Below are 21,781 nucleotides of genomic sequence, written 5' to 3' on the forward strand. Positions count from 1 at the left end.
AACCCTCCTTGCTTGCGGGACGATGATGCAACGGCAAACCGCCGGCACCCGCCTGTCCGCATGTGTCTCGTTGGCGAACGCGTCGCGAACCGCCTCCAGCCGATACAGAAAATCGCCGCAGGCATGGGTTCGAGCGCATTTCATTTGCTCAAACACAAAAAAATCTGCGCGAGTGTAACATTTTCCGACGCGTGCAATATGACTCGCGTCAACAAAAAAAGGCGGCGACCTCGGTCGCCGCCTTCCTTACCAGCGGTTTACGCTCAAGCCTTGCCGTGGGCGGCCAGCTTGAGCCAGGTATCGACCACGGTATCCGGATTCAGGGAAATCGTCTGGATACCCTCGTCCATCAGCCACTCGGCGAAGTCGGCGTGGTCCGACGGGCCCTGCCCGCAGATACCGACGTACTTGCCGAGCTTGTTGGCGCTCTGGATGGCCATGGACAGCAACTGCTTGACCGCCGGGTCGCGCTCGTCGAAGGCGTGCGCCACCAGGCCGGAGTCGCGGTCCAGGCCCAGGGTGAGCTGGGTCAGGTCGTTGGAGCCGATCGAGAAGCCGTCGAAGTGCTGCAGGAACTGGTCGGCCAGCAGCGCGTTGGACGGGATCTCGCACATCATGATCAGCTTGAGATCGTTCTCGCCGCGCTTCAGGCCGTGCTGGGCAAGCAGATCGACCACGCCGGCAGCCTCTTCGAGGTTGCGCACGAAGGGGATCATGATCTGCACGTTGGTCAGGCCGAGCTCGTTGCGCACCTTCTTCATCGCCGCCACTTCCATCTCGAAGCAGTCGCGGAAGCTGTGCGCGATGTAGCGCGAGGCGCCACGGAAGCCCAGCATCGGGTTCTCTTCCTCGGGCTCGTAGATCTCGCCGCCGAGCAGCTTGCGGTACTCGTTGGACTTGAAGTCCGACATGCGCACGATCACCGGCTTCGGATAGAAGGCCGCGGCGATGGTGGCCACGCCTTCGACCAGCTTCTCGATGAAGAACTGCTTGGGCGTGGCGTAGCCGCGCGAGCGGCGGTTGATCTCGTCGCGCAGGCTGGCCGGCACCTGGCCCAGGTCGAGGATGGCCTTGGGGTGGATGCCGATCATGTTGTTGATGACGAACTCCAGGCGCGCCAGGCCGACGCCGCCGTTGGGGATCTGCGCGAACTCGAAGGCGAGTTCCGGGTTGCCCACGTTCATCATGATCTTCACCGGGATCTCGGGCAGGTTGCCCATGTCGGTGGTGATGACCTCGAACTCCAGCTTGCCGCGGTACACATAGCCGGTGTCGCCTTCGGCGCAGGACACGGTGACCGAATCGCCCTCCTCCAGCACCTCGGTGGCGTTGCCGCAGCCGACGATGGCCGGGATGCCCAGCTCACGCGCGATGATCGCCGCGTGGCAGGTGCGCCCGCCGCGGTTGGTGACGATGGCGGACGCGCGCTTCATCACCGGCTCCCAGTTGGGGTCGGTCATGTCGGTGACCAGGATGTCGCCGGCCAGCACGCGGTTCATCTCGGAGGCGTCCTTGACCACGCGCACCGTGCCGGCGCCGATCTTCTGGCCGATCGCGCGGCCGTGGGTGAGCGCCTTGCCGTACTGCTTGAGGCGGTACTTCTCCATCACGTGACCACTGGACTGGCTCTTCACCGTCTCCGGGCGGGCCTGCAGGATGTAGAGCTTGCCGTCCTCGCCATCCTTGGCCCACTCGATGTCCATCGGGCGGCCGTAGTGCTGCTCGATGATCACCGCGTAGCGGGCGAGTTCCAGCACGTCCTCGTCGGTCAGCGAGAAGCGGTTGCGGTCGGCTTCCGGCACGTCCACGGTGCGCACCGACTTGCCGGCCACCGCCTTGTCGGCGAACACCATCTTGATCAGCTTGGAGCCCAGGTTACGGCGCACCACCGCGCGGCGGCCGAGCGCCAGGGTGGGCTTGTGCACATAGAACTCGTCCGGATTCACCGCGCCCTGCACCACGGTCTCGCCCAGGCCGTAGGAAGCGGTGATGAACACCACGTCGGAGAAACCGGATTCGGTGTCGATGGTGAACATCACGCCCGAGGCGCCGGTATCCGAGCGCACCATGCGCTGCACGCCGGCGGAGAGCGCGACGTCGGCGTGGGCGAAGCCCTTGTGCACGCGGTAGGAAATCGCGCGGTCGTTGTACAGCGAGGCGAACACTTCCTTCATCGCGTGAAGGATGTTCTCGTAGCCGTGGATGTTGAGGAAGGTCTCCTGCTGGCCGGCGAAGGAGGCGTCCGGCAGGTCCTCGGCGGTGGCCGAGGAACGCACCGCGAAGCTGCCCTCGCCTTCCGCGGTGATCTGCTCGTAGGCCGTGCGGATCTCGTTTTCCAGCTGGGCCGGGAACGGCGTATCCACGATCCACTGGCGGATCTGCGCGCCGGTGGTGGCCAGTGCGTCCACGTCATCCACGTCCAGCGCGTCGAGCGCAGCGTTGATCCGCTCGGCCAGGCCGTTGTGGGCCAGGAACTCGCGGTAGGCCGCTGCGGTGGTGGCAAAACCGCCAGGCACGCGCACGCTGGACGGCAGCTGGCTGATCATTTCACCCAGGCTGGCGTTCTTGCCGCCCACCTGTTCCACGTCGGTCATGCGCAGTTCGGTGAAGGGGATGACGTAACGGGTCATTGAGATTGGCCTTCCGAAATTGTTGGGGAGAAAGCAAAATAGGATTCTAACGAATTTTGCTGCTCTGCCGCACGAGCGGGTTTGCCCGTATATGGGCGTCTCCTGATCAATCGTTCACGTCCCCGCCCCACACCATGACAGACACTCCCGTTCGCACCGTCTTCTTCATCTCGGACGGCACCGGCATCACCTCGGAAACCCTGGGCCACAGCCTGCTGGCGCAGTTCCCCGACGCGCGCTTCCGCCAGGTGCGCATCCCCTTCGTCGACGATCTGGACAAGGCCATCGACTGCGCCAACCAGATCCGCGAGGCCGCCCGCCGCGACGGCGTGCGCCCCATCGTGTTCAGCACCCTGGTCAATCCCGAGACGGTCGGCGGCCTGCGCCAGGCCGACGCGCTGTTCATCGATCTCTTCGAGCAGTTCATCGGCCCGCTGGAAACCGAACTCGGCCAGCGCTCCACCCACGCGGTGGGCCGCTTCCACGGCATCGCCGACAGCCTTGACTACAAGAACCGCATCGAGGCGATCAACTTCGCCATGGCGCACGACGACGGCGTCTCCTCCGACGGCGAACTGGCCGAGGCGGACGTGATCCTGGTCGGCGTGTCGCGTTCGGGCAAGACCCCGACCAGCCTCTACCTGGCGATGCAGTTCGGCGTGAAGGCGGCCAACTATCCGCTGATCCCCGAGGACTTCGAGCGCAACAAGCTGCCGGGCGAACTGCACAACTACCGCGCCAAGCTGTTCGGCCTCACCATCGCGCCGGAACGCCTGTCGCAGATCCGCCAGGAGCGCCGGCCGAACAGCCGCTACGCCTCGCTGGAGAACTGCCGCTACGAGATCGACGCCGCGCAGAAGCTGATGCGGCGCGAGAACATCCGCTGGCTGGATTCGACCGCCAAGTCCATCGAGGAGATCTCCGCCACCATCCTCCAGGCGGTGCGACTCAACCGGCCGGCGTACTGAAGCACCCCACATCCCCAACGTCCACGGAAAGCAACATGAAGAGAACGCGCACCAAGCGCCGCGGCGGCCTCGCCCGCGCGGCCGAGCAACTGGTCTGGCTGGCCACCGGGCTCGCCCTGTCCGGTTGCCGCGCCGAGGATCGCTACTGGGAAAACCTGCTCGCCGAGGCCATCGACACCCTGCTCGACGAGGGCGACGAGGACACCTTCAATGACGCCCTGGATCATCTCTACGGCGTCGACCTGCGCGCCTACGACGAGCTGGCCGACTTCATCGAATCGCGCGCCGAGACCGCCGCGGCGGCGGCTCCCGAGCACGACATCCTGCTGATTGCCGCGCCGGTGCTGGCGTGGTCGCGCTACCAGATCCCGGCCTGCAGCATCCCCCAGGCGGTGCTCGCCAACCTGCGGGTGCACATGCAGGCCCATGTGCTGGCCGACGGCGTCAAGCTCGCGCTGGCCGATTTCCTGTTCAGCCCGGACCAGTTGCCGCAGGGCTACTGTGCCACCTCGCAATTCGCCACCGAGCTGGGCCATGCGGCGCTGGCCGGCGCGGACCTGCGCATCGCCACCGACGGCATGCCGGAGACCGCCCACTTCCTATCCGACACCCGCTACCTGCTCGGCGCAATCGCCGTGCCGCGCGGCAAGGCGCTGTTCCGCTGGCAGGAGCGCGACGGCAACCGTGACCAGTCGATGACGCAATGGCGCACCCAGGGTGGCGCCTGCCTGGCGCCCTTGCTGCCCGGCTGCGCGCTCGAAGTCGTGCTGCCCGAAGCCTACTTCGCCGCCAGCCGGCAGGCCGACAAGGCCAGCCGGCCCTACGCGGTGCGCGCCTCGGTGGCCTTCCTGGGCACCGCGCTCGACACCCCGGCAATGCGTCTGCGCGCCGTCATCGCGCCGTTCTACGACCAGGAGCTGGAGGAGTTCCGCATCGGCTTCACCACCCAGGGCAGCGAGCGCGTGGTGCATGGCGTGGTCTGGCCCCTGCTCGGCGCGGAAGACGAAAACAGCGACTGCGCGGTACAGATCGAGACCGTGCTGCGCGAATGCGGCGTCACCGACATCGTGAACCTCGATCACCGCTTCCCGCTCGAATACTGCGACGACTGCGGCGCTCCGATGTACCCCTCGCCCGAAGGCGAAGTCGTGCATGCGGAGATGCCCGAGGACCAGGGCGAACACGTTCCGCGGCATCTGCACTGAGGCCCGCCGCCCGGCCTGGGGCGCCCGCCCCCAGGACAGCGCAGATCGGCCCAAGAGGGCGTGTAGGAGCGGCCTTGGCCGCGATACGGCCGCCGAGCAAACGATGCCGCAATCGCGGCCAAGGCCGCTCCTACGGGCGGTGTCGCACCCCGTAGGGGCGCCACGCATCGTGCGGGTGATGGTCCATCAGGAACACAGCCCTACCCAGGCAGGAGACCGACCATGAGCCGAAAGATCAGCAAGCCCGACGAGCAGTGGCGTGCGCAGCTCACCCCGGAGCAGTACCGGGTGACGCGCGAGAAAGGTACCGAGCGCCCATTCACCGGCGAATACTGGGACCGCTGGGACGACGGCACCTACGCCTGCGTGTGCTGTGGCGCACCGCTGTTCCACTCCGGGCACAAGTTCGACGCCGGCTGCGGCTGGCCGAGCTTCTGGACCGCGGCCGAGCCGGCCAACATCGAGGCGGTCGACGACTACAGCCACGCCATGCACCGCACAGAGGTGCTGTGCCACGAGTGCGGCGCCCACCTCGGCCATGTGTTCGAAGACGGCCCGCAGCCCACCGGCCTGCGCTACTGCATCAACTCCGCGTCCATCCGCCTGCAGCCCGACAAGGAGGGCGACTGAAGCGCGGGCCGCTCAGGCCGTTTCGGCGCCTTCGAGCAGGAAGTCGCGCACCAGACCGATCTGGGCCGTATCCATCAGCGTCGGCGCATGGCCCACGCCGTCGATCTCGACGATGCGCGCACGCGGACCGCGCTCGGCCATCGCACGGTGCACCGCCGGTTCCAGCAGGTCCGATTCCGCACCGCGGATCGCCAGGGTCGGGCAGGAAACGGCCTCATATACCTGCCACAGGTCCACATCCATCACCAGCGGGTTGAGCCGGAAGGCATCGCCGATGCCCGGATCGTAGATCATCGCGAATCCGCCCTCGACCGGGCGCACGCTGTGCACCGTCAGGTGGTGCCACTGCGCGTCGGTGAGCTTGCCGAAGGGCTCGCTGACCGTGCGGATGTAGGTCTCGGCCTCCGCCATCGAGGCGAACCTGGGCGCCGTGCCGACATACTGGCCGATGCGCCGCAAGGAGGCGGCGGTGATCACCGGCCCCACGTCGTTGAGCACCAGCCGGGTAATCGGCGTATGCGGCTGGCTGGCGATCAGCATGCCGATGATGCCGCCCATCGAGGTACCCACCCATTGCACCGTCTCCACGTCGAGCCGGGCGAGCAGCGTGATCATGTCGGAGACATAAAGCGGAAAGCCGTAGTCGGCCTTCACTCCCAGCCAGTCGCTGCGCCCGCGCCCGGGCACGTCCGGGCAGACCACCCGGTAGTCGTCGGCCAGCGCCTGGGCGAGGAAGTCGAAGTCCCGCCCGTTGCGGGTCAGCCCGTGCGCGCAGACCACCACGCGCGGGTTGTCGGGGTCGCCCCACTCGGTGTAGGCCATGCGGTGCAGGCCGTGCGGACCGATGCACTGCACCGAGCGCTCGCGCATGCCGTGGTAGGGCCGCAGCGGTTGCGGGACGGGGGCGAACAACTTTTTCAGCGAATCGAACAGGCTCATGGTCGGCGTAGAGATGACAATTGACCGGAGTCTATCAGCGTCCGTGCCAGTAGCGCGGTTGCCGCTCGCGCTCGGCCTCGATCCGCACGCCCTGCCCGTCCGCCACCACCCGCAGCGCGCCCTGGCTGTCGGTACGCCAGGCCCGCGCGCCGGACGCGGTCCAGCGCGCCCACACCTCGGGATGCGGGTGGCCGAAGGGATTGCGGTAGCCCACCGAGTACAACACCTCGCGCGGGCGCACCGCCTGGACCAGCGCCGCGGTGGACGAACTGCGGCTGCCATGGTGGGGCGCCACCAGCACGGTGCTCGCCAGCCCCTCCGTGCCACGCGCCAGCAGCGCGCGTTCGGCGGCCTTTTCGATGTCGCTCGCCACCAGCATGGCCCCGCCGTCCGCCTCGATGCGCAGCACGCAGGCACGGTCGTTGTCCCTGCGCAATCCGGCATCCTCTGCCGCAGGGTGCAGCACGCGGAAGCGCACGCCGTCCCAGGTCCACGCCTCACCGGCCCGGCAGCGGCGCCGTGAGCCATCGGTCGCGGGCACGGCTTCGTCGCCGGTCATCACCGCCGATACCGGGATACCATCGAGGACGGACGCCGCCCCGCCGGCATGGTCGGCGTCGCCGTGGGTGAGCACCAGCAGATCCAGGCGCTGCACACCGGCCGCGCGCAGATAGGGCAACACCACCCGCTCGCCGGCATCGGCCACCGGACCGTAGGGCGGTCCGGCATCGATCAACAGGTCGCGTCCGGTGGTCTGCACATGCACCGCCTGCCCTTGTCCGACGTCCAGCACCGTTGCCACAAAGGCCCCGGCAGGCGGACGCGGTGGCGCCCACATGAGCAGCGGCACCACCGCCAGCGCCGCAGCCGGGCGCGCAGGCGTGCCACGCGGCAGGAGCAGCCAGGCCAGCCCGGCGCAGGCCGCCGCCACCGCCACCACAGGCGGCGCAGCCTGCTGCCACAAGGCAAAGTCCCGCGCCCCCAGCCACTCCAGCGCACCCATCATCGTTCCGGCAACCCAGTGGGCGAGATGCAGCGGCGCCTCCAGCGGGACCAGCACCGCAACCAGCACGAGTGGGGTGATCACCAAACTGACCAGCGGAATGGCCAGCGCATTGGCCAGCGGCGAGACCAGCGAGAAGCCCTGGAACAGCACCAGCAGCGCCGGCACCAGCGCCACGGTGATGGCCAGTTGCACACGCAGCGCGGCCCGCCAGCCGGTAAGCGCCTGCAACCGCCCGGCGAGCATCAGCAGGATCACCCCGACCGCAGCGAAGGACAGCCAGAAACCGGCCGACAGCACCGCCCACGGATCGACCACCAGCACCGCCAGCAAGGCCAGCGCCAGCACCCTGCTGCCCGCCAGCTCACGCCCGCCATGCAAGGCCGCGGCCGCCACCACCAGCATGATCAGCGCCCGCTGCACCGGAATCCCCATCCCGGCCAGCAGGGCATAGCAGGTAGCGGCCAGTACCGCCGCCAGCAGCGCCACGCGACGCACCGGCACATGCAGCAGCAGGCGCGGCACCCGTCGCCACAGCCACCCGGCCAGGCCACCCGCGCACAAGGCCACCAGCGACACGTGCAGCCCCGAGATGGCGACCAGGTGATTGACGCCGGTGCGGCGGAACACCTCCCACTGCGCCGGCGCGATCGCACGCTGGTCGCCGATCGCCAGCGCGGTGAGGATGCCGGCCTGCGCGCCCTCGCCCAGCACCGTGGCGAAGCGCTCGCGGACCGACTCGCGCAGGCGGTGCACCCGCAGCATCGGCTGCCCGCCCGCTTCCGCCAGGCGGCGGTTGCCTTCGGCCTTGCGCACATAGCCGGTGGCGCGCAGGCCACGCTCCAGCAGCCAGGCCTCGTAGTCGAAGCCGTGCGGATTGCTGAAACCGTGCGGCCGCTTGAGGCGCAGCGTGAGCCGCCAGCGCTCGCCTGCATGCACCGGCGGCGGCAGCTCGCCGCTGCGCCGGTCGGCATACCAGGACAGCAGCAGCCGCACGGGCACCGCCGCATCGGCCGATTCGACTTCGAACACGAAGCGCACACTGTCGCCCAGGGCCTGCGGCAGACCGGCAACCACACCGCTGACCACCACATCCCGCCCTTCCACCGCCATCGGCAGTTCGTCGGCCAGGCGCCATTCCGCCCGCCAGCCGGCCCACAGCAGACCGGCCGACAAGGCCAGCAGGCCGGGCAGCACCCATCTCCAGCGGACCGACAGGCGCTCGCGGGCAAGAAACCCGGCCACGGCTGCAGCGGTCAACGCCAGCGTGCCCAGCAGCATCCATTCCGCCGGCGGCACCGAGGGCAGTTGCTGGAAGATCCACACGCCGAGGGCGAACAGGATGACGGCATATCGCATACCCATTCATCATGATCGGTACTTTCGGCGGCGGCAAGTTCCGCTGCGCTAGCCCGCGTTTCTCACACTGGCGTGCCACGGCGGCGTATCGGCACCCGCAGTAGGGGCAATGTGAGAAATGCGGGCTAGAATTCGCCTCCCCTGCCCGAGTCGCCCATGCGCAAGACACTGAAGCGGATCCTGCCGAATCACGAGAGCGTGCACAACAACCGCTGGCTGCGCCCGTTCGCCAATACGCTGCTGCACCCGCGCTTGTGGCACCTCAACCGCCACTCGGCGGCCGGCGCGGTGGCGGTGGGCCTGTTCTGCGGGCTGGTGCCGGGCCCGCTGCAGATGCTGAGCGCGGCGGTGGCCTGCGTGCTGTTGCGGGTGAACCTGCCGCTGGCGCTGATCACCACCCTGTACTCCAATCCGTTCACCATCGTGCCGCTCTACCTGGTGGCCTACGCGATCGGTTCGCTGGCCACCAACGGCACGGTGGACGGCTTCGTCGAGCCGCCGGAACTGAGCGGGATGAACATCGCCGCGTGGGCGGGCGAACTGCTGGACTGGATGGGCGGGCTGGGCAAACCCCTGGCGGTAGGCCTGGTGCTGCTCGCCTCGGGGCTGTCGGCGGCGGGCTACTTCGGGGTCAAGGCCGCCTGGCGGGTATGGCTGATCCGCGCCTGGCGGCGCCGTCAGCAGCGATAGCTCACTTCGCCACCGCCCTCGGGGTCGGTGCAGGTCACCGTGGCGGTGCGGAAGTTCAGGTCCACGAAGACATGGCAGCGCTGCATGCCCGCGCGCCAGCCCATGGACACGCTCGAATCGTTGGAATACTCCAGCTCGAACGCCCCGCCGAAGGCCGGATGGGTGGAACGCAGTTCCATCAGGCGCAGCAGGCGCTGCGCGACCGGCGCCGCCAGCGCTTCCTCGGCCTCGGCCATCGTGTAGTAGTGGCGGTTGATGTCGCGCGCCTCGCCGGTGCGCTGCATCAGCTCGGCGTCGTTGCTGCCGGCCAGCAGGCCGACGTAGTACACCTGCGGGATGCCCGGGGCGAAGAACTGGATGGCCCGCGCGCAGATGTAGGCGTCCTCGTTGCGCTGCAGGGCGTCGAACAGGGTGCAGGTGAGCTGGTAGATCGCCCCCACGCTGTGGGCGTTGGCCGCCGAGCGGCGCAGGATGGGGTCGGCGCTGCGCTCGGAGACGTTCGCGATCAGCGCCTCGATGTGGTAGCGCGGCAGGATGTCCTCCACGTCCGGGATGCAGATGCCGTCGTGGGTGTCGAGCACGGTCACCTGGTTGTGCGGACACATCCGCAGCCAGGCCTTGAGGTAGTGGCTGTTGGTGTCGAGCAGCGAATACAGCACCAGCGGCGGCAGCGCGAAGGCGTAGGACCACATGCCGCGGCGGGCGATGGCGTACTGCCAGCTCGGGTGGTCATGTACCTCGGGCAGCAGTTCCACGCCATGCTGCGCGGCGGTCTCGCGGAACCATTCGAGGATCTGCCACACCTCGGGCTCCACCAGGAAGCAGCTGGTGCCGATCTTCTTGGTGGTGTAGCCGAAGGCGTCCAGGCGCAGCAGCCTGGCGCCGTGCGCGGCCAGCGCGGCGATGTTGTCGGCCATCAGCCGGTAGGTCTGCGCCGAGCCGTAGTTGAGGTCGACCTGGCGCTCGGTGAAGGTGCACCACACCCGCCCGCGCGTGCCGTCGGCAAACACCACCTCGCGGAAGGGCTCCTTTTCCTTGCGGATGTGGATCTTGGCGAGGTCGTCCGGGCCGATTTCGCCCAGCGCATCCACGTCCACGAACAGCCCGGCATGCACCGAGGCCTTGCCGTGGCGCAGGTAGTCCTGGAACTCCGGCGCCTCGTCGGCGATATGGTTGAGCACCAGGTCCAGGCACAGGTCGTAGCGCGCGGCCAGGCGCTCGATGTCGGCCCACTCGCCGTAGGCCGGATCGATGCGGGTATGGGTGATCGGCGAGAAGCCGCCGTCGGCATTGGAAGGGAACGGCGGCAGGATGTGCAGGCCGCCCACCGCCGCACCCAGATGCCGCTCCACGAAGGCCGCCAGGTCGCGCAGGCCGTTTCCGATACGGTTGGGATAGGCGATCAGCTGGACGGCGTTGGCGAGCGGCATGCGGGGGCCTTACTCCTGGTCAGAGGCGGAAGTGTCCCACTTCCTTGCGCAGCACTTCGGCGAGCTGCTCCAGGCGGCCGGCGGTGCTGGCGGCCTCGCCCACCGCGGCGTTGTTCTCCTCGGCCATCTGGGCGATCTGCTCGACGTTGCGCGCAATGTCGTTGCTGGCGGCGCTCTGTTCCTTGAGCGCCATCGAAATGTCGCTGACCGACTGTACCACCGTCTGCGCACCGCTGCGGATCTCGTCCATGGCCGCGCCGGCGCGCTGGGTCAGCTCCACGCCTTCGCGCACGCGCTTGACGCCGCGGTTCATGGATTCGACCGCCTCGCCGGTGCCGCTCTGGATGGCCTGCACCATGGTGGAGATCTCCTGCGTGGCGCCGCTGGTGCGCTCGGCGAGCTTGCGCACCTCGTCGGCGACCACCGCGAAGCCGCGGCCGGTCTCGCCCGCGCGCGCCGCCTCGATGGCGGCATTGAGTGCCAGCAGGTTGGTCTGGTCGGCGATCTCGCGGATCACGTTGACGATGCTGCTGATCTCCTCGGACTTCTTGCCCAGCACCTCGATGGTGGTGGCGGTGGCATCGACCTCGCGGGCGATCAGTTCCATCTCGGCGGCGGTCTGCTGCACCACCTGGGCGCCGCTCTCGGAGATCTCGCCGGAACGGCTGGAGATGCTCTCGGCCTCGTTGGCGTGACGACCGATCTCGTCGATGCCCACGGTCATCTCCTCCACCGCGGCGGCCATGCTGGAGGCGGCCTCGCTCTGGTGGGCCGAGCTGCGGCTCACCTGGGTGGAAGAGGTCGCCATCGCCGCAGCCGCCTGGCTGACTTCGTCCGCGCTGCGCTGCACGCGCTGCATCACCTCGGAGAAGGAAGCGGCCATGGCGTTGAAACGGTCGGCGGCGACGCTCAGTTCGTCCCGTGCCGTGAGCACGATGCGGCTGGTCAGGTCGCCCTTGCCCAGCCGCTCGGCACCGGCGCCGAGTTCCTGCAGCGAGCGCTCGATGGCCAGGTACAGGGCGATCAGGAAGTAGGCCAGCACCGCCACTGCCGCGGCGGAGATCACCACCAGGATGGTGGCGGTCCGCATCAGGCCCTCGCGCCGCTCGACCAGCAGGGCATCGATGGTCGGCACGATCATCGTGGCCGCCTTGTCGAAGGCCACCTTCAGCGTGCCGGAGGCGGCATCGAAGTACTCGATCGGGCTTTGCGAGAAGAACTCGGTAAGGATGTCGTCGATCACCCGCCCGCGCACCGCCTCGACGGTTACCGCCAGCTCGATCTGCAGGTCCTCCAGATCGGTCTTGCGATCCGGGTTGGCCAGTGCGGCGCGCTGCAGCATCTCCTCGGCGGCCTGCATGGAATGGTCCAGCTCGCCCACCTGCAGGGTCAGGCGCTGGCGCAGCGGACCGCTGAGATAGCGTTCGGCCAGGACCGAGGCCCCCAGGCCGCGCAGGCGGCCGATGCGCTCGGTGGCGTCGGGAATGGTGTCGGTGACCAGGGAGATCAGGAAGGCGGTGTTGGCCTCCGGGTCGAGGGAAAGCCCGGTGTGCTCGGCCAGATCGTGCAGCACCAGGGTGACGTTCTTGATCACCAGGGTGTGGCCGTCGAACACCCACTGCACGGTGGCATTGTTGTTGGGCGTCTTGAGGCTGGCGTACATCTCCGCCGCCTCGTTCCACTGCTCGCGCCAGTCGGTACCCTCGCCGCCGTAGCTTGGTTCGAGCTTGGCGAGCACGCGCTCGGCCTCCGCCCAGGCCTGGTCCAGCGCCTGGGTCGCGTCGGGCAGGCGCTGCTTCATGGTGTCGTCGGAATTGTCCAGCGCGCCGGCAGCCAGGCCGCGACGCATCTGCGCCGCCTGGATCACCTTGAGCAGCGGCACCACCATCTCCAGGCCTTCGCGCTCGTGGTCGACGATATCGATGTCCCGCCCGAGCGACATGACCAGCGCGGTCAGCAGATAGGCAATCGTGGCCGCCGACACCAGGCCGAGCAGCACGAATTTCCAGCGGAAGCGCAGGCGGTTCAAGACCGCGATGGCGGGGGCAAACAGGAACGACATGGAGTTCTCCTCGTACGGCCGGCTCGCACGTCTCCCTCGGGGTATGGGGCCGCCGGCACTTGTTGGTATGGTCTTGAACGGACGCCGGCGGTAAATCTTTAGCGATACCTGGCCGCGTCCGCGAAGTGCGCAGATTACCGCACCTGACCGGCAGGCTCACATTACGGATTGTGCGAAGCGGCGTTCAGCCCACTGCACGCGGCGCCAGGGCGCGCAACTCGCGCAGCGCCACCGACACCATGGGCATGTCGAGGCTGCCGGCCGCCTGCAGTTCGGCGCGCACCTGCTCCCAGCGGCCGAGCTGGCTGGCGGTCTGCTGCGCCCAGCGCGCCAGCAGCTCCTCGCTGCCGGCCTCGGCCGCCGCGCTGCGGAACACGCCGGCGGTGAGCTCGCGCATGCAGCGCGCCACGTCGTCCAGCATGGCCTTGCGCGCCATGCCCTGCCAGTGGCTGTCGGCCGGCAGCGCGGCGATCTGGCGCCACAGCCAGTGCAGGTTGAGCCGTGCGTCGAGCGCGGCATAGACCTCGGCCACCGCCTCGGGCTCGCGCCCCACCGCTTCGGCCAGCTCCACGATGTCGAGCGCGCTGTGCAGCGCATCCAGGCAGGCCGCGCGGCGGGCGAGTTCGTCCGGCACGCCCAGCTCGCCCAAACGCGCGGCTTCCGCCTCCATGTCCTGCAGGTAGTCGGGCGCCAGCAGGTGCGGCAGGCTGCGGGCGAGTTGCCCCACCCCCGGGGCGAAGCGCCCGAGCAGCACGGCCAGGTCGCAAAGCTCCGCGCGGCGCTGCAGGAACCACAGCGTACCGTGCAGGATGAGCTGCTGCACGGCGACCAGCATCATCGTCTGGGTCTCGTCGGCCACCTTGTTGTCCAGCGCCTCGACCTGCTTCCAGAAGCCCACCAGGCCGAAGGCCTCGCGGGTGGCGAGGTAGGCGCGCACCACCTCGGTGGCGCTCGCACCCGATTCCTCCCGCACGCGGAACACGAAGCTCGCGCCGACCCGGTTGATCATGCTGTTCACCACGTGGGTGGCGATGATCTCGCGGCGCAGCGGGTGGCGGGCGATCTCCGCCGCAAAGCGCTCGCGCAGCGGTTTGGGGAAGTAGCGCACCAGGGCGGTGGCGATCCACGGGTCTTCCGGCGCGTCGGAGGCGAGCACCGCCTCGTAGAGCTCCATCTTGCTGTAGGCCAGCAGCACCGCGATCTCCGGCGCGGTGAGGCCGATGCCGCGCGCCTTGCGCTCGGCGATCTCCTCGTCGAAGGGCAGGTTCTCCAGCTTGCGGTTGAGCCGTCCGCTGTTGCCCAGGTGGCGGAGATAACGCGCCTGCTTGTCGAGCAGTTCCACCCCGCGCGCCGCCGTCACCGAGATCACCTGGCCCTGGAAGTAGTTGTCGCGCAGCACCAGGGCGGCAACCTCGTCGGTCATCTCCACCAGCAGGGCGTCGCGCTGCTTGGGCGTGAGATCGCCGGCGGCCACCACCGCGTCGAGCAGGATCTTGATGTTCACCTCGTGGTCCGAACAATCCACCCCGCCGGAGTTGTCGATGGCGTCGGTGTAGATCCTGCCGCCCTTCAGCGCGTATTCGATGCGCCCGCGTTGCGTCACCCCGAGGTTGCCGCCCTCGCCCACCACCTTGACCCGCAGGTCGGCGGCATCCACCCGCACTGCGTCGTTGGCGCGGTCGCCCACCTCGGCGTTGTTCTCGGCGCTGGCCTTCACGTAAGTGCCGATGCCGCCGCAGTACAGCAGGTCGGCCGGGGCGAGCAGGATGGCGCGGATCAGCTCCTGCGGGGTCAGCGTCTCGGCGGATATGCCCAGCGCCGCGCGTGCCGGCGCCGGCAGGCTGATCGACTTGGCGCTGCGCGGCCACACGCCGCCGCCCTTGGAGATCAGCTCCGGCTTGTAGTCCGCCCAGGACGAGCGCGGCAGCGCAAAGAGGCGCTTGCGCTCCTCGTAGCTCGCCGCCGCGTCCGGGTTGGGGTCGATGAAAATGTGGCGGTGGTCGAAGGCCGCCACCAGGCGGATGTGCGGCGACAGCAGCATGCCGTTGCCGAACACGTCGCCGCTCATGTCGCCGACCCCCACCACGGTGAAGTCCTGGCTCTGGGTGTCGCGCCCGAGTTCGCGGAAGTGGCGCTTGACCGACTCCCACGCGCCGCGTGCGGTGATGCCCATCTTCTTGTGGTCGTAGCCGGCCGAGCCGCCCGATGCGAAGGCGTCGCCCAGCCAGAAGCGGTATTCGTGCGCCACCTCGTTGGCGTAGTCGGAGAAGGTTGCGGTGCCCTTGTCGGCGGCCACCACCAGGTAGGGGTCGTCGCCGTCGCGGCGCACGAGGTCGGGCGGCGGCACCACCTTGTCGCCCACGCGGTTGTCGGTGAGGTCCAGCATGCCGCGCAGGAAGGTTCGGTAGCAGGCCAGGCCCTCCTGCAGGATCGCTTCGCGCTCGCCGCCGGGCGGCGGGTTGCGCACCACGAAGCCGCCCTTGGAACCCATCGGCACGATCACCGCGTTCTTCACCATCTGCGCCTTCACCAGGCCCAGCACCTCGGTGCGGTAGTCCTCCATGCGGTCAGACCAGCGCAGCCCGCCACGCGCCACCGCGCCGCCGCGCAGGTGCACGCCTTCCATGCGCGGCGAGTACACGAAGATCTCGAAGGCCGGCCGCGGTTCGGGCAGGCCGGGAATGCCGGACGGATCGAACTTGAAGGAGATCCAGGCCTTGGGCTGGCCGTCCGCGTCGCGCTGGAAGTAGTTGGTGCGCAGGGTGGCATCGATCAGCGCGAGGAACTGGCGCAGGATGCGGTCCTCGTCGAGATTGGCCACCGCGTCCAGGCCGCCGCGGATGCGTTCGAGCAGGGCCTGCTCGCGCTCCCCGCCGCGCTCGCCGCCGGCCGGATCGAAGCGCAGGCGGAACAGCTCGACCAGCGCACGGGCCAGGCCCGCATGCGCGCTCAGGGTCTGCTCCATGTAGGCCTGGCTGAAGGCCACACCGGCCTGGCGCATGTAGCGCGCATAGGCGCGCAGCAGGGCCACTTCGCGCCAGCTCAGCAGGGCACGCGGCACCAGGCGGTTGAAGTCGTCCTTCTCGGCATCGCCCCGCCACACCCGGCGGAAGGTTTCCTGGAAGACCTCGCGCAGGCGTTCCAGCGGAACCTCGGCGAGCTCGCCGAGTTGCAGGCCGAAGTCGTGTATCCATGCCGCCTTGCCGTCCGCGGCGACGATCTCGTAGGGCTGCTCGTCGTGCACCTTGGCGCCCATGCACTCGAGCATGGGCAGGCTGGCCGACAGCGGCACCGGCTCGTCCGCGTGCACGATCTTGAAGCGCAGCTGCCCCGGTCCGGCCTCCAGCGGCAGGTAGAGGCTGAGCGCCAGGCCCTCGCCGGTCGCGAGCTTCTCGATGAGTTCGATGTCCTGCGCCGCGCTGCGGGCGTCGTGCTCTTCCCGGTAGCCGGCGGGAAAGGCCGCGCGATAGCGCACGAACAGGCCGTTGCCGCGCTCCTCGCCGCAGCACTCGACCAGGGCTTCGCGCAGGTCGTCCTCCCAGCGCCGCGAGGCCCGCACCAGGCGGGCTTCGATCTCGCGCACGTCGTAATCCACCGGCGCCGCATCCGGGCGGGTGCGCACCACGATCAGGATGCGCGCCAGCGCCGACTGCGAGAGCTGCACCTCGTAGTCGGACGAGTGGCCGTCGAAGACCTGCATCAGGATGGCCTGGAAGCGCTGGCGCAGTTCGGTGTTGTAGTTGTCGCGCGGCGCGTAGATCAGGCAGGAGAAGAAGCGCCCGTAGGGGTCGCGGCGCACGAACAGGCGGGTTCGCTGGCGTTCGCCCAGGTGCAGGATGCCGGTGACGATGCGGGATAGCTCGTCGGCCTCGATCTGGAACAGTTCGTCGCGCGGGTACTGCTGCAGGAGGGTGCTCAGCGTCTTGGCGCCGTGGCTGCGGGGCAGGTAGCCGGAACCGGCCATCACATGGGCCACCTTGCGGCGCAGCAGCGGGATGTCGGCCGGATCGCTGTGGTAGGCCGCCGAGGTGTACAGCCCCAGGAAGCGCCGCTCGCCCACCACCCGGCCCTCGCCGTCGAAGCGCTTCACGCCCACGTAGTCGAGGTAGCCGGGGCGGTGCACCGTGGCCGGGGTGTTGGACTTGGTGAGGATCAGCACGCTGGGTTCGCGGGCGCGCTCGCGCACTTCCTGCGGCAGCGCCGAGAAGCCGCTGGAGCGGTCGCTGCCGAGTTCGCGCAGGATGCCCAGCCCGCTGCCGGACACCACGCGCAGCTGCGTCTCGCCCTCTTCCTCGACCAGCTGGTATTCGCGGTAGCCCAGGAAGGTGAAGTTGTCGGCCGCCATCCACTGCAGGAAGGCGCGCTCCTCGGCGGTGTCGGCGGTACCGGGCGGCGGGTTCTGTTCGAGTTCTGCAGCCGCCTCGGTCACCCGGTGGAGCATCTTGCGCCAGTCCTCCACCGCGGCGGCCACGTCGGCCAGCACCCGCAGGATGCCCTGCTCCAGCGCCTGCAGGTCGGCCGCCTCGGTACGGCGGTCGACCTCGATGTGGATGATGGACTCGAAACGCCCCTCGCCCTCGTCGCGGTTCGCCGCAATCGCCAGCAGCTGGCCTTCGGCGTCGCGGTGGATCTTCATCACCGGATGGATGATGAGGTGCTGGGTCATGCCCTGGCGGTTCACTTCCAGGGTGATCGAATCGACCAGGAAGGGCATGTCGTCTTGGACGATTTCGATCACCGTGTGGGTGGACTGCCAGCCATGCTCTTCCAGGCGCGGGTTGTACACGCGCAGCCGCGGGCTGCCGCGCTGGATGTGGCGAACGAAGTTGAAATGGCTGAGCGCCACGCCGTAAAGGTCGGCCGCCGCGTACTCGCGCAGATCCTCCGGATCGACCTGGGCGAAGTAGTGCCGGGCGAAGGTCTGGGCCACTTCGGCCTGCTCCGCCGGGAGCTTGTGACGCAACTGGTCGATGACCTCGTCAACCAGCTCTGCCTTGGCTGCTTCTTCCTTGTTCATTGTCGCCTCCCCTTCTTTTTGTAGCGTCCGCGACCGACACTGCAAGCCCGCCGGCAAACGGGCGCGGCCCGCATCCAGGAGGATGCAGGCCTCGAATGTTGACAAGTGAATGGACAAGCGCCCGGGGTGCGAGTTCGCCCCGCCTCACCCTGCGGGGCGAACACAGGACAGGGGAATCAGGCGAACTGCCCGTCCTGCAGGCGCAGCGTGCGCTGCGCGCGCGCGGCCAGCGTCTCGTCGTGGGTGACGATGACGAAGCTGGTCGCCAGACGCTCGTTGAGCGAGAGCATCAGGTCGAACACCGTCTCGGCGGTGCGCCGGTCGAGGTTGCCGGTGGGCTCGTCGGCCAGCACGCAGGCCGGCTGGGTGACCAGCGCACGGGCGATCGCCGCGCGCTGGCGTTCGCCGCCGGAGAGTTCGCCCGGGGCGTGATCCAGGCGGTGGCCGAGACCGACTTCCTTGAGCATCGCCGCGGCGCGCTCGTCGGCCTCCGCCCGCGGCATGCGGCGGATGTAGAGCGGCATGGCGACGTTCTCCAGCGCGGAGAACTCGGCCAGCAGATGGTGGAACTGGTACACGAAGCCCAGCGCGGCGTTGCGCGCGCGCCCGCGCTCGGCGTCCGACATGCGCGAGAAATCACGCCCCTGCAGGCGCACCGCGCCGGCACTGGGCACGTCCAGCCCGCCGAGCAGATGCAGCAGCGTGCTCTTGCCCGAGCCCGAGGCGCCGACGATGGCGATGCGCTCGCCGCGCGCCACACTCAGGTCGATGCCGCGCAGCACCTCCACCGCGTCCGCGCCTTCGCGGAAGGACTTCGACAGGCCCTCGCAGGCCAGCACCGGGCCGTCCGATCCCTGGCTCATCGTCACCTCACTCATAGCGCAGCGCCTCCGCCGGATTCACCCGCGAGGCGCGCCAGCTCGGGTAGAGCGTGGCCACCAGGGTAAGCACGAAGGACACCGAGACTATGGTGCTCACGTCGCTCGCCAGCACCTTGGAGGGCAGCTCGCTGATGTAGTAGATCTCCTTGTTCCACAGCGTGGCGCCGGTGATCTTCTCCAGGAAGGGGATCACCACGTCCAGGTTGTTGGCCAGCAGCAGGCCGGCCGCCACCCCGCCAGCCAGGCCCACCAGGCCGATGATCGCGCCCTGCAGCACGAACACCGACATGATCGACCCGGGGCTCGCCCCCAGCGTGCGCAGGATGGCGATGTCGGCCTGCTTCTCCTGCACCGCCATCACCAGCGTGGACACGATGTTGAACGCCGCCACCGCGACGATCAGGAACAGGATGATGGTCATCATCGTCTTCTCCAGTGCCACCGCGCGGAAGAAGTTGGCGTGGCTGCGCGTCCAGTCGGTGACGATCACCCGGTCGTCGATGTAGCCCGCCAGCTCACGCGCCACCCGCGGCGCGGAGAACAGGTCACCGAGTTTCAGGCGCACCCCGCTCACCGCCTCGTCCAGGCGGTAGAGCACCTGGGCGTCGCGCAGGTGGATCAGCGCCAGGCCGGAGTCGTACTCGTACATGCCGGCCTCGAAGATGCCCACCACCTCGAACTGGCGCACCCGCGGCAGCACCGCGGCCGGCGTCACCAGCCCCTGCGGGGCGATCAGCGTGACCTTGTCGCCCAGATGCACCCGCAAGGAGAGCGCCAGATCGCGCCCCAGCACGATGCCGAAGCGCTCGGCCTGCAGCGCATCCAGGCTGCCCGCCTTCATGTAGCGCGCGAAGTCGGCCACCCCCTCCTCCTCGGCCGGCAGCACGCCGCGCACCAGGGTGCCGCGCACCACCTGGTCGAAGGACAGCATGCCCTGCTCCTGCACATAGGGCGCAGCAGCCAGCACCTCCGGGTGCTGCCCGGCCTGATCGGCCACCCGCTGCCAGGATTCGAGCTCGCCGCCGAAGGTGGTCACCTGCACGTGGGAAGCCACGCCCAGGATGCGGGTGCGCAGTTCTTCCTGAAAGCCGTTCATCACCGACAGAACGACGATCAACGCCGCCACGCCCAGCGCGGTGCCCAGCATGGACACCGCCGAGATGAAGGAGATGAAACGGTTGCGCCCCTGCGCACGGCGGCGCGAGCGGGTGTAACGCAGACCGACGAGGAATTCGTATCGCATCGAGCGCAAGCCGCCCCGGTATCCAAAGGGCGCCATTGTGCCGCAAGGCGACGCACGGCGGGGCATTGCGGCAGGCTTGTGTTGTGAGCCCCTGTTACACCACCCCCGCGCGCTCGTCGGCCCGGCCTGTGGAACCGGTCAGGGCACCCACCAGTAGCGGACGATATGAAAGAGGATGGGTGCCGAGAAGCTCAGCGAATCGACACGGTCGAGCATGCCGCCGTGGCCCTCGATCATGCATCCCCAGTCCTTGGCGCCGAGATCGCGCTTGATCGCCGACAGCACGAAACCACCGAAGAAGCCGAGGACATTGATGGTGAGCGCAATCGCGGCGGCCTGCAGTGGAGTGAACGGAGTGATCCACCACATCGCCGCTCCCACCAAGGTGGCGCTCAGTACGCCGCCAACCAGCCCCTCAAGCGTTTTCGACGGCGAGATGGACGGTGCAATCAGGCGTTTGCCGAAGAGTTTCCCCCATACGTACTGAAAGACATCGCTGGACTGCACGGTGAGGATGAGAAAGACGATCAGCAGGGTGTTGCGCCCCTCGAAACCGGGCACTTCAAGGAGCAGCAGCGCCGGCACGTGGGACAGGCAATACACGCAGATCATCAGTCCCCACTGCACCTTGGCCGCGCGCTCCAGGAAACGCGTCGTGTCGGCTCCCAATGCCGCGGAGATCGGCAGCAACAGGAACGCGTAGACCGGTATGAGGATGGAGAACAGGCCGTACCACGAGATCGAGATCAGGTAGTACTGCAAGGGCAGGAAAACGAAGAAGCACCAGATCAATGCGCGGTGATCGCCACGGCGCGTATGGGTGAGCGAGACGAACTCGCGCAGGCATTGGAAGGATATGAAGGCGAACAGCACGATGACCCCGCCCTGCCCCGCCCAGATTGCGGCGCCGATGAGCAGGATCATCGCCCACCAGGCCTTGAGGCGGGAATTGAGGTTGTCGATCGTCCCCTGGAGGTCTCCGTCGGCGAGGCGCCACTTGAGCACCGCGCCGATCGCGCTGGCAATGGCCAGCACCGCGAAGATGCCGCCGAAGACCTGGAACAGGGTCTGGTCGAGGCTGGCCATGCTCAAGCTCCTGCAGGCGCGAGCGCGGTCAGGGCGGCACGCGCGCGGTTCAGGAAGTCAGCCTTGCTCTCTCCCTCGCTGAGGTTCATCGCAGGGCCGAAACTCAGTGTGCACAGCAGCGGCACCGGAACGATGCTGCCCTTGGGCATGACGCGACCGAGATTCTCGATCCACACCGGGACGAAGTGGAGTTGCGGCTGGGCACACGCAAGCCGGTACATGCCGCTCTTGAACGGCAACAGGCCGTCACCGAGATTGCGCGTACCCTCGGGAAAGACGATCAGCGAATCCCCGCACGCGAGGGCGGCTTCCATCTTGCCGACCGGATCGGCGGCCGGCGGGCGCCCGTTGCGTTCGATCAGCACCCCGCGAAACACCGACTGCGCAACATAACGACGCACCGCGCCGCGCAACCAGTAGTCGGCCCCCGCCACCGGGCGGGTCCGGAGGCGCATCGCGGCCGGCAGCGCCGCCCAGATCAGCAGGAAATCACCATGGCTGCGATGGTTGGCAAAGTACACGCACTGTCCGGCCGGCGGCGCACCGACCCATGTCGGCCTCACTCCGGTGAGCAGCTTGGCAAAACTGCACAGTGCCGCACCGGTCAATCTGGCAATGCTCATTCCCGTCCTGTCTCC

At 68.4% G+C, this 21,781-nt stretch carries 14 protein-coding genes; 4 read left to right on the forward strand and 10 right to left on the reverse strand.

Annotation, left to right across the window (positions count from 1 at the left end; genetic code table 11):
* Nucleotides 1–263: 263 nt before the first annotated feature.
* Nucleotides 264–2,630 (reverse strand): phosphoenolpyruvate synthase, encoded by a 2,367-nt coding sequence (ppsA, locus tag IAI53_RS08240; RefSeq protein ID WP_187717615.1) that lies wholly within the window; start codon nt 2,628–2,630, stop codon nt 264–266.
* A gap of 134 nt (nt 2,631–2,764) precedes the next feature.
* Here ppsA and ppsR point away from each other — a divergent pair, with 134 nt between their 5' ends.
* The 3 genes from ppsR to msrB all read left to right on the forward strand — a co-directional run bounded on the left by ppsR (nt 2,765) and on the right by msrB (nt 5,433).
* On the forward strand, nt 2,765–3,598 hold the full coding sequence (gene ppsR, locus IAI53_RS08245; protein ID WP_187717616.1) for a posphoenolpyruvate synthetase regulatory kinase/phosphorylase PpsR: 834 nt from the start codon (nt 2,765–2,767) through the stop codon (nt 3,596–3,598).
* Nucleotides 3,599–3,633: 35 nt separating this feature from the next.
* A complete protein-coding gene (locus IAI53_RS08250; RefSeq protein WP_187717617.1) occupies nt 3,634–4,803 on the forward strand; it encodes a DUF2863 family protein in 1,170 nt (389 codons plus the stop codon).
* A gap of 222 nt (nt 4,804–5,025) precedes the next feature.
* Nucleotides 5,026–5,433, forward strand: a complete 408-nt coding sequence (msrB, locus tag IAI53_RS08255; protein WP_187717618.1) for a peptide-methionine (R)-S-oxide reductase MsrB — start codon at nt 5,026–5,028, stop codon at nt 5,431–5,433.
* Between the two features lie 12 nt (nt 5,434–5,445).
* Here msrB and IAI53_RS08260 read toward each other — a convergent pair whose 3' ends face one another.
* Together IAI53_RS08260 and IAI53_RS08265 are read right to left on the reverse strand one after the other, a co-directional pair.
* A complete protein-coding gene (locus IAI53_RS08260) occupies nt 5,446–6,372 on the reverse strand; it encodes an alpha/beta fold hydrolase (protein WP_187717619.1) in 927 nt (308 codons plus the stop codon).
* Between the two features lie 34 nt (nt 6,373–6,406).
* Nucleotides 6,407–8,734 (reverse strand): DNA internalization-related competence protein ComEC/Rec2, encoded by a 2,328-nt coding sequence (locus IAI53_RS08265; RefSeq protein ID WP_187717620.1) that lies wholly within the window; start codon nt 8,732–8,734, stop codon nt 6,407–6,409.
* Nucleotides 8,735–8,890: 156 nt separating this feature from the next.
* On the opposite strand from IAI53_RS08265, the gene IAI53_RS08270 reads away from it, so the two are divergent.
* Nucleotides 8,891–9,424, forward strand: coding sequence for a DUF2062 domain-containing protein (locus tag IAI53_RS08270; protein ID WP_187717621.1), 534 nt, complete (start codon nt 8,891–8,893; stop codon nt 9,422–9,424).
* Here the strand turns inward: IAI53_RS08270 and gtfA are convergent.
* The 7 genes from gtfA to IAI53_RS08305 form a co-directional block, all read right to left on the reverse strand.
* Nucleotides 9,412–10,854 (reverse strand): sucrose phosphorylase, encoded by a 1,443-nt coding sequence (gene gtfA / locus IAI53_RS08275; RefSeq protein WP_187717622.1) that lies wholly within the window; start codon nt 10,852–10,854, stop codon nt 9,412–9,414. The two genes, IAI53_RS08270 and gtfA, sit on opposite strands and share 13 nt — an antisense overlap.
* A 19-nt stretch (nt 10,855–10,873) precedes the next feature.
* Nucleotides 10,874–12,916, reverse strand: coding sequence for a methyl-accepting chemotaxis protein (locus IAI53_RS08280; RefSeq protein ID WP_187717623.1), 2,043 nt, complete (start codon nt 12,914–12,916; stop codon nt 10,874–10,876).
* 184 nt (nt 12,917–13,100) lie between these two features.
* Nucleotides 13,101–17,933 (reverse strand): NAD-glutamate dehydrogenase, encoded by a 4,833-nt coding sequence (locus IAI53_RS08285; protein WP_187717624.1) that lies wholly within the window; start codon nt 17,931–17,933, stop codon nt 13,101–13,103.
* A 176-nt stretch (nt 17,934–18,109) separates the two neighbouring features.
* Complete coding sequence (gene lolD / locus IAI53_RS08290; protein ID WP_187717625.1) at nt 18,110–18,811, reverse strand: lipoprotein-releasing ABC transporter ATP-binding protein LolD; 702 nt, start codon at nt 18,809–18,811, stop codon at nt 18,110–18,112.
* Nucleotides 18,804–20,057 (reverse strand): lipoprotein-releasing ABC transporter permease subunit, encoded by a 1,254-nt coding sequence (locus IAI53_RS08295; protein ID WP_187717626.1) that lies wholly within the window; start codon nt 20,055–20,057, stop codon nt 18,804–18,806. Before IAI53_RS08295 ends, lolD begins: the two co-directional genes overlap by 8 nt.
* A gap of 138 nt (nt 20,058–20,195) precedes the next feature.
* Nucleotides 20,196–21,143: a phosphatidate cytidylyltransferase gene (locus IAI53_RS08300; protein ID WP_187717627.1), complete on the reverse strand. Its 948-nt coding sequence runs from the start codon at nt 21,141–21,143 to the stop codon at nt 20,196–20,198.
* A gap of 2 nt (nt 21,144–21,145) precedes the next feature.
* Nucleotides 21,146–21,766, reverse strand: a complete 621-nt coding sequence (locus tag IAI53_RS08305; RefSeq protein WP_187717628.1) for a lysophospholipid acyltransferase family protein — start codon at nt 21,764–21,766, stop codon at nt 21,146–21,148.
* Nucleotides 21,767–21,781 lie beyond the last annotated feature (15 nt).

The organism is Thauera sedimentorum, assembly GCF_014489115.1.
Classification (GTDB): domain Bacteria; phylum Pseudomonadota; class Gammaproteobacteria; order Burkholderiales; family Rhodocyclaceae; genus Pseudothauera; species Pseudothauera sedimentorum.

Excerpts from the sequence above, each read along its gene's own strand:
- ppsA (WP_187717615.1), bottom strand. The coding sequence starts at position 2,630 with ATGACCCGTTACGTCATCCCCTTCACCGAACTGCGCATGACCGACGTG.
- ppsR (WP_187717616.1), top strand. The coding sequence starts at position 2,765 with ATGACAGACACTCCCGTTCGCACCGTCTTCTTCATCTCGGACGGCACC.
- IAI53_RS08250 (WP_187717617.1), top strand. The coding sequence starts at position 3,634 with ATGAAGAGAACGCGCACCAAGCGCCGCGGCGGCCTCGCCCGCGCGGCC.
- msrB (WP_187717618.1), top strand. The coding sequence starts at position 5,026 with ATGAGCCGAAAGATCAGCAAGCCCGACGAGCAGTGGCGTGCGCAGCTC.
- IAI53_RS08260 (WP_187717619.1), bottom strand. The coding sequence starts at position 6,372 with ATGAGCCTGTTCGATTCGCTGAAAAAGTTGTTCGCCCCCGTCCCGCAA.
- IAI53_RS08265 (WP_187717620.1), bottom strand. The coding sequence starts at position 8,734 with ATGCGATATGCCGTCATCCTGTTCGCCCTCGGCGTGTGGATCTTCCAG.
- IAI53_RS08270 (WP_187717621.1), top strand. The coding sequence starts at position 8,891 with ATGCGCAAGACACTGAAGCGGATCCTGCCGAATCACGAGAGCGTGCAC.
- gtfA (WP_187717622.1), bottom strand. The coding sequence starts at position 10,854 with ATGCCGCTCGCCAACGCCGTCCAGCTGATCGCCTATCCCAACCGTATC.
- IAI53_RS08280 (WP_187717623.1), bottom strand. The coding sequence starts at position 12,916 with ATGTCGTTCCTGTTTGCCCCCGCCATCGCGGTCTTGAACCGCCTGCGC.
- IAI53_RS08285 (WP_187717624.1), bottom strand. The coding sequence starts at position 17,933 with ATGAACAAGGAAGAAGCAGCCAAGGCAGAGCTGGTTGACGAGGTCATC.
- lolD (WP_187717625.1), bottom strand. The coding sequence starts at position 18,811 with ATGAGTGAGGTGACGATGAGCCAGGGATCGGACGGCCCGGTGCTGGCC.
- IAI53_RS08295 (WP_187717626.1), bottom strand. The coding sequence starts at position 20,057 with ATGCGATACGAATTCCTCGTCGGTCTGCGTTACACCCGCTCGCGCCGC.
- IAI53_RS08300 (WP_187717627.1), bottom strand. The coding sequence starts at position 21,143 with ATGGCCAGCCTCGACCAGACCCTGTTCCAGGTCTTCGGCGGCATCTTC.
- IAI53_RS08305 (WP_187717628.1), bottom strand. The coding sequence starts at position 21,766 with ATGAGCATTGCCAGATTGACCGGTGCGGCACTGTGCAGTTTTGCCAAG.